Below are 6,277 nucleotides of genomic sequence, written 5' to 3'. Positions count from 1 at the left end.
TGTTGCCACAAAGGGCAAGGTTAAATCGAGAGACGATAGGCGCATTGGAACAACGTCTTTCTGTTTTGCAGCGGTTTATGGAGGCGCACCAGGATGCGTTGGAAGATTATCAAAGCGATGTGGGTGGTGTTGAGGGATCGAAAAGCAAAACATCTGACGCGGGATTGCAAGAGCAGATTGGGTTTCGTCAGGCTGAGATTGATCTTATGAAAGGGGAGTTTTTGCAGCAGAAGAAGCTGTTTGAGCGCGAGTTGATCAGCCGGGCGGATATGAATCGCGCGCGTGTGCAGTATTTAAGTGCTTTATCCGCACTTCCCTCGCGCATGTCGGAGATATACAAGAATGAAATGGCTGTGGCTGATCTCAAGCGTCAAATCACAGAAGCGCGTATTGCACATGAGCGCGAGGCATCGCAGATGCGACACGCTTATGAAACTGCACAGTTGCGATTGGAACAGGCACGCAAACGCATTGATCGCACCCTGGAGGCCGAGTCAGATTTGATTCTGGCACCTGAATCGGGAATTGTCACACAGGTGATGGTGAATGTAGTCGGACAGGTGATCAACAAGGGACAGCCTCTCATTGCGCTGGCACCGACCTCAGCGCCGATGGTTGCAGAAGTGATGGTGTTGAATAAAGATGTGGGCTTGATCAAGCCCGGTCAGTCGGTCAAGCTGAAATACGATGCGTATGCCTTTCAGGATTTTGGTATCAAACGCGGGTGGCTTACACACATCTCGCCCGATGCGGTGATTGATGAGAGTATTGGACCGCTATTTAAGTGCGTTGTTGAGTTGGAAGAACATACGATGCGCGTGAAAGGATCTGACAAACCTCTGATGTTCGGCATGAAAGGCACAGCGGAGATTATGACAGATCGGCAATCGGTTTTGCTGATGTTGCTTTCTCCTTTGCGACAGCTTTACGAGTCGGCAAGGTACGATGTTCAGGAGGGTGCGTTGTGATGTCAGAAGTACTAATTCAGGTCAATGATGCTGAGGTGTTATTAAGCGATATCGTGCGGCAGATGGGTGTTGCTGATGATCTGCTTTTTTTCGATGAATTTGCGCGCCGGGAATTAATCCGGCAACTCGCTCTGCGCGAGGGTGTTTGTGCAGCGCAGGAAGATATTCAGCGCAGGGTAGATGACTGGCGGTATCAACATCGCCTGGAGCGGGTGGAAGATACAGAGGCATATCTTGCAAAGCGGGGTATTACGCTTCAGGATGTAGCAGAAGATGCCGAGGTGAGGCAACTGGAGTATTTGCTGTCTGAGAAGATTGCCAAAGGACAGGTCGAATCCTATTTCGCGCAACACACACTTGAATTTGACGAGGCGGAGATTTGCTGGATTTTTCACACGGATAAGGGTGTGATTGACGAGATTGATTTGCAGATTCGAGAAGATGGTGCGGACTTTTACGCGATGGCGCGTCGGTTTTCTCAAGATACACGCACACGACCAGGTAGTGGTTTTTTGGGTCGTGTGCGGCGCAAGCAATTGCCCAAAGGAATTGCTGCGCGCGTTTTTGCTGCTTCACCGGGTGAAATTTTTGGACCGGAAAAAGTATCAAAAGGATTTGCGCTGTACCTGGTACAGCAACTCTATCCAGCAACGCTGGATAAGAGGATTAAAAAGGAGATCCGCAAACATCTGTTTAATCAGTGGTTGCAACGAGAGATACAACGGGCAGATATACAGTATCCGATTTGGCAGGCGGAAACTTCCAAAATAGGAGGAGAAGGCAGGTGAAAATTATCCTTGTTGCAGGTGCACGGCCCAATTTTATGAAATTGGAAAGTACCTCTTTAAATAAAAAAAATATAACTGATGCCCATTGTGTGGTGATTGTGACCCATCACAGCAATTGGGATTATGAATGGATAGTAAATCACGCGCGCTGTATTGTCGATACGCGCAATGCCACGCAGGCTGTATCTGGCAAGAAAGACCACGTCTTTAAACTCTGATATGGGGATAGGAGTTACCCGCTTTAGTGGATATGCTTGAAGGTTCTACTCAGGTACTCATCGTTTGGGCGATGAATTCAAATTCTGTTATTGACTAAAACGGATCATGTTTATAAAAAAACCACGTCCCTTGGGCGTGGTTTTTTGGTTTATACTGCTAATGTTTTCGACGGTGATTCCCAAAATATATATTTGACCTTACGCAGCAACGCTATATCTTGTCATCTTATGAAATCAGAATGACAGGCGCATCTATTCGTAACGTCAGTTAATGAGTCATAAGAGAACTTTATGTGAGGAGATAGTTGATGAATCCAGAATGCGATAAACAAGCGCCGTTGACCGGGATCCGCGTTGTCGATTTCGGTCATTATATTGCCGGGCCTTTGGCGGGGATGTTGCTCGCAGATCAGGGTGCTGAGGTGATTAAGGTGGATCGGCCGGGGAAATCGGATTGGGATACGCCGGCAAATGGCGTTTTTAATCGGGGCAAACAGCGCATTACCCTTGATCTGAAAAATGCAGATGATCTTGCGACTGCGGTGAAGTTAATCCGTTCGGCAGATGTGGTTATTGAAAATTTTCGCCCGGGCGTTATGCAGCGATTGGGTTTGGGAGCAGAAGAGATGACTGCGCTGAATCCGGGATTGGTTTATCTCTCTTTGCCGGGTTTTGCTTCGACGGATGAAAGAGCGTCCATTCGCGCATTTGAAGGTATTATCAGCGCGGCTATAGGTCAATATACAGATCTTCAGAGTAGAAGACCGGATTTGCCGCCTGTTTATACGCCGATGCCATTGGGTTCGACTTATGGGGCGATTCACGGTGCTATCGCTGTTACGCTTGCGCTGTATGCGCGTGAAGAGAGCGGATGTGGCGATGTGATTGAGGTTTCTCTGGTTGGTGCGGCGATGTCTGCTATGGCGGTTATTATGCTGGATGTGGCGGACAAGCCCGCGCGATATGGTCCGTCGTCTAATGCTAATCGTCGGAAGCAACGCAGTAGTGTGGGGTCGCCTTTTAGTGGTACGTTTCGGGCGGGAGATGGGCAATGGCTTTATATTATTGCGGCTGGGCATTCCCGAAATAGTCGGTCACTGGTTAAAGCGCTGGAGGTGTACGATGATTTGATCGCGGAGGGGATGGTCGATGTGCCGGTTTATGAGAATCTCCATCTGACGAATAATATTCCCGATTCATCCCATTTGTCCAGTGAATGGAATCTCAAAGCGCGCGAAAAAATTGAGAGCGTGCTGGCGAGTGAACCCGCACAACACTGGGTCGATGTTTTGACGGCTGCTGGGGTTCCGTGTACGATTCAGCGCACGGCACAGGAGTGGTTGCACAAATCCGAGACCGAAGAAGCGGCTTTGACGGTTGTGGTTGATGATCCCGAGTATGGTCCGATGCGGCAACTCGGGGTGCAGACGTGGCTTGCCAAGACTCCGGATGAATGCGCCATTCCCAGGCCGTCGAGGCCGTTAGAGGCGTATCCGCAGATGACGCAGATGAACGCAGATGGATCTTTTGCAGGAGGCGGTGAATCAAAATCCACAGAGGCTACTTCGCCAGCAAAACCCATTTTGGAAGGTATTCGCGTTCTGGATTTGTCCAATGTGCTCGCGGGACCAGCCAGTGCGCGTACGCTGGCGGAATACGGCGCAGAGGTTATTAAGATCGATCCGCCAGAACCCTATTTTGGGCCGCGCATTTCCAGTTGGTTTCCCCTGGAGGTCAGTCCCGGTAAGCGCAGTGTGATTTTGAATTTGAAAGCCGAGGCTGGCAGGGCAGCTTTTATGAAGCTGGTTGAAACAGCCGATGTTATTGTTCACAATTTCCGGCCCGGGGTTGCGCAAAGTTTGGGTATTGACTACGATGCTGTTAAGCGGTGTAAACCCGATATTGTGTATCTCAATTTGACGGCGTTTAATGGTCCGCGGCCGGGTCCGTGGATGAACCGTCCGGGTTTTGATCCTCTGCTTCAGGGATCGACGGGGATACAGATGCGCTATGGTGGCGAGGGGAATAGACCGGTGTTGCACGGTTGGGCTTCTTGTATCGATTATATTACGGGATATTCGGCTACTTATGGCGCGGTGCTGGCGTTGCTCAAGCGCAGGCGCAGTGGCGTGCCCGATGGCGGCGATTTTGTGACGACTTCGCTCGCTCAAGGGGGACAGCTCGTGCAGGCACCTTTTATGTATGCTTGCGAAGCCGGGTGCTCGGGCGATGAACCAGCGGGACAGGATGCTGTTGGTGAACACGCGCTTCACCGCATGTATCGCGCGCGCGATGGATGGGTTTTCCTGGGTGGGTTGGAGCATGAGATGGATAAATTGAGGTGTGTTGCGGGGTTGGAGAATACACCCGATGAAGATGCTGGTGAATTTTTAGAGGGTGAGATCAAAAAACGCGATGTGGCCTATTGGGTTAAGGTTTTTAACGAGGTGGGTCTGGCCGGGCATCGCATTGATTCGCTTGAGGATATTCGCGAGATGTTTTTGCACGAGGTGTGTGACGAGAATTTGGACGCCTGGGATGATGGGCGCTCCATTTCTATTGTTCGTTTTACGGATCACCCGGTTGGCAGTGCTGTCGATCTCGCGCCGCCCGCTTATGTGCGTTTAAAGAATGCGCCTGTTCAATTGCTCTACGCGTGTCCCAAACAGGGTGCGCATACGAGGGAAATTCTCGGGAAGTTGGGTTATGATGACGACTATGTTGACGGGCTGATCGCAAAGGGCATAGCGAAAGAGCAACTTCACGAGTATTATTTGCCACACGGTTAGGATTGGAGGGTTTATGCCATCAGGAGAGGCCGTTGCACAGGCGAGAGAACGGGCGATTCCCGTGCTGGATGCGTGGATGGCCGGTTTTAATGCGCTGGATCTGCAGGCGTGGAAGGCGACGATGCATTTTCCACATTTTCGTCTGGCTTCGGGAATTATGCACCGATGGGAAGACGCGGATATGGACGATACATTTATCGCGCGTGTGAGGACGAGATTGGGCAGTATCGGCTGGCACTATAGTGTTTGGACCCGGCGCGAGATCGTCCATTGTTCGGATGAGAAGATTCACGTTGATACGCAATTTACCCGCTACCGCGAAGACAGTTCGGTGATTGCGGCTCACGATTCTCTTTATGTTCTTACGTATGAGGATGGCAGGTGGGGTATCAAATTGCGCTCCAGTTTTGCCAGATAGCAGCTATGAGTTATCAGAGAGAGTTTGAAAGCCGGCTGAATGTTGGCGTTGTTGGCATCGGGTCACATTGCTACAGGAATATCCTGCCCGCGATGCATTATCTTCCGGTGAGGCTTAAGGCTTTTTGCGATTTGAGGCTGGATCTCGCGAAGGCGACTGCAGAGGAATACGGCGTGGATGCTTGCTATGCCAGCACTGCGGATATGTACGCGGGTGAAGATCTGGATTGCGTTTTTATCTGTGTGTCTCCAGAAGCACATCCAGAACTGGCGTGCGAGGCGCTGGATGCCGGGCTGCATGTGTGGATGGAGAAGCCGCCTGCTACACTGGCTTCTGAAGTGGAAACTATGATGCGCCATCGCGGGGATCGCGTGGTTGTTGTGGGGTTCAAGAAGGCATTTATGCCGGCGACCCGGAAGGTGATTGAGTTGATGGGGACAGAGGATTGCGGTCCGCTCAGGGGACTTTCCGCAGAGTATCCGATGACGATTCCCGAGGATGGAGAGCAGGTGCTCAGAGCGCGCGAAGCGCCCAACTGGCTGAAGAATGGCTGCCATCCGCTTTCGCTGTTGCTCGCTGTTGGAGGAGATGTTTCGGCTGTGACTATGCACAGAAGCGATCACGGCACTGGTGTGTGTATTCTCGAATTTGCGAGTGGTGTCGTGGGGTCTTTTAATCTGGTTTCTGCGCGTCGTGGATGCGAGCGGTATGCATTTTGGGGGCAGCAGCATGTGGCGATTGACAAAGATCTTCGCGTGACTCTGGAACGCGGTATTCCTTTTAATTATTCAAGTACGAGAAGTTATATTCCCACGGGTTTGGATTCTGGCACGGTCTCATGGGAACCTCAGGATACGCTGGGGACTCTTGAGAATAAGGCGCTTTTTACGCAGGGTTTTTACGATGAGATGCGCTATTTCTGCGATTGTGTTCTGGAGGATAGGATGGCAGAGGTCGGGTCCCTGGAGTTCGCGCTGTCTGTTATGAAGGTTTATGAGGCGGCGCTGATGTCGCGGGGACGCAGGGTCGTGATTCCGAAATGACGAATAGACGAATAGACGAATAGACGAATAGACGAATAGACGAATAGACGAAT

At 50.9% G+C, this 6,277-nt stretch carries 6 protein-coding genes; all 6 read left to right on the top strand.

The genetic code is table 11. From position 1 onward, the window contains the following. Positions 1–968, top strand: a 968-nt coding sequence (locus tag OXH16_01255) for an HlyD family efflux transporter periplasmic adaptor subunit (protein MCY3679994.1), incomplete at its 5' end; no start/stop codon positions are given. After that, on the top strand, positions 968–1,756 hold the full coding sequence (locus OXH16_01250) for a peptidylprolyl isomerase (GenBank protein MCY3679993.1): 789 nt from the start codon (positions 968–970) through the stop codon (positions 1,754–1,756). The genes OXH16_01255 and OXH16_01250, both read left to right, overlap by 1 nt. After that, the gene (locus OXH16_01245; GenBank protein ID MCY3679992.1) at positions 1,753–1,974 is read left to right on the top strand and encodes a hypothetical protein; all 222 of its coding nucleotides are present in this window, start codon (positions 1,753–1,755) and stop codon (positions 1,972–1,974) included. The genes OXH16_01250 and OXH16_01245 overlap by 4 nt, the downstream gene beginning before the upstream one ends. Before the next feature lie 308 nt (positions 1,975–2,282). After that, positions 2,283–4,763, top strand: coding sequence for a CoA transferase (locus tag OXH16_01240; protein MCY3679991.1), 2,481 nt, complete (start codon positions 2,283–2,285; stop codon positions 4,761–4,763). 13 nt (positions 4,764–4,776) lie between these two features. Continuing rightward, positions 4,777–5,181, top strand: a complete 405-nt coding sequence (locus OXH16_01235; GenBank protein ID MCY3679990.1) for a hypothetical protein — start codon at positions 4,777–4,779, stop codon at positions 5,179–5,181. 5 nt (positions 5,182–5,186) lie between these two features. Continuing rightward, positions 5,187–6,224: a Gfo/Idh/MocA family oxidoreductase gene (locus OXH16_01230; protein MCY3679989.1), complete on the top strand. Its 1,038-nt coding sequence runs from the start codon at positions 5,187–5,189 to the stop codon at positions 6,222–6,224. Positions 6,225–6,277 lie beyond the last annotated feature (53 nt).

Source organism: Gemmatimonadota bacterium (genome assembly GCA_026705765.1).
Classification (GTDB): Bacteria; Latescibacterota; UBA2968; order UBA2968; family UBA2968; genus VXRD01.
The sequence above is the reverse complement of the archived record's forward strand: the minus strand, read 5'-3'. Positions and strand labels throughout refer to the sequence as shown.

Coding starts and splice junctions, on each gene's coding strand:
- OXH16_01250 (MCY3679993.1), top strand. CDS start 968: ATGTCAGAAGTACTAATTCAGGTCAATGATGCTGAGGTGTTATTAAGC.
- OXH16_01240 (MCY3679991.1), top strand. CDS start 2,283: ATGAATCCAGAATGCGATAAACAAGCGCCGTTGACCGGGATCCGCGTT.
- OXH16_01235 (MCY3679990.1), top strand. CDS start 4,777: ATGCCATCAGGAGAGGCCGTTGCACAGGCGAGAGAACGGGCGATTCCC.
- OXH16_01230 (MCY3679989.1), top strand. CDS start 5,187: ATGAGTTATCAGAGAGAGTTTGAAAGCCGGCTGAATGTTGGCGTTGTT.